This window comes from Aeromicrobium sp. PFPM2_SD2 (assembly GCF_057364525.1).
This window is the reverse complement of sequence record NZ_JBNFNZ010000547.1, coordinates 1-1,474: the sequence shown is the minus strand read 5'-3', so window position 1 is coordinate 1,474 and position 1,474 is coordinate 1. Positions and strand designations below refer to the sequence as shown.

Below are 1,474 nucleotides of genomic sequence, written 5' to 3'. Positions count from 1 at the left end.
CCGGGCCCGCGATACTGGACCGGTGGACGCCCCCCGCCGCCCTGCCCGGCTCATAGTCGCCGGCACGACCTCGGACGCCGGCAAGAGCCTCGTGACGACCGCCCTGTGCCGGGCGTTCGCGCGCCGCGGCCTGCGCGTCGCGCCGTTCAAGTCGCAGAACATGTCGAACAACTCGATGGTCTGCGCCGACGGGGCCGAGATCGGCCGCGCCCAGTGGGTACAGGCGCTGGCCGCCGGCGCCGAGCCCGAGGCCGCGATGAACCCCGTGCTGCTCAAGCCGGGCGGCGACCGGCGCAGCCACGTGGTGGTGATGGGCCGGCCGGCGGGCGAGATCAGCAGCGCCGAGTTCGTCGGCGGCCGCACCCACCTGGCCGAGGCCGCCTACGCCGCCTACGACGACCTCGCGTCCCGCCACGACCTCGTGGTCGCCGAGGGCGCGGGCAGCCCGGCGGAGATCAACCTGCGCGCCGGCGACTACGTGAACATGGGCCTGGCCCGGCACGCCGACATGCCGGTCGTGGTGGTCGGCGACATCGACCGCGGTGGCGTGTTCGCCGCTCTCTACGGCACCGTCGCCCTGCTCGAGCCGGCCGACCAGCGGCTCGTGGCCGGGTTCGTCGTGAACAAGTTCCGCGGCGACGAGACCCTGCTCGCGCCCGGCCTGCGCAGCCTGGAGCAGCTCGCCGGGCGTCCGGTGCTCGGCACCCTGCCCTGGAGCCCGGACGTGTGGCTGGACTCCGAGGACGCGCTCGACCTCGAGGGCCGCCGGGCCGGCGCCGCGGGCGCCCTCGGTCGTCGGTGTGCGCCTGCCGCGCATCAGCAACTTCACCGACGTGGACGCGCTGGGGCTCGAGCCGGACGTCGATGTCGTCTTCACCGCCGACCCGCACGACGTCGCCGACGCCGACCTGGTCGTCCTGCCCGGCACCCGGGCAACCGTCTCGGACCTCGCCTGGCTGCGCTCGCGCGGGCTGGACCGCGCGATCGTCCGGCACGCCGAGTCCGGACGCGCGGTGCTGGCATCTGCGGTGGCTTCCAGATGCTCGGCCGCGCGGTGCACGACCCGGACGGCGTCGAGTCCGGCGCGCCGACCAGCGTCCCGGGCCTGGGGCTGCTGCCGGTCGAGACGACGTTCGCGGCCGAGAAGACCTTGCGCCTGCCCCACGGCGAGGCGCTCGGCGCGGCGGCGTCCGGCTACGAGATCCACCACGGCCGCATCACCCGCGACGCCGGCGCCACCGAGTTCCTCGGCGGCGCGCAGGACGGCGCCGTGCTGGGCACCATGTGGCACGGCAGCCTCGAGTCCGACGCGCTGCGCACCGCCGTGCTCGACCTCGCGGCCCGAACCCGCGGTGGCACGTTCACGGCGTCGGGGGGTCAGCTTCGCCCGCCGCCCGCGAGGCCCGGCTCGACCTGCTGGGCGACCTGGCCGAGAAGCACCTCGACGTCGACGGCCTGCTGGCCCTGGCCGAGG

At 75.7% G+C, this 1,474-nt stretch carries 1 pseudogene; it reads left to right on the top strand.

Annotated features, from left to right (window positions below):
* Positions 1–22: 22 nt before the first annotated feature.
* A pseudogene (locus tag AC2W7G_RS16155) lies at positions 23–1,474 on the top strand (cobyric acid synthase); the annotation flags it as partial.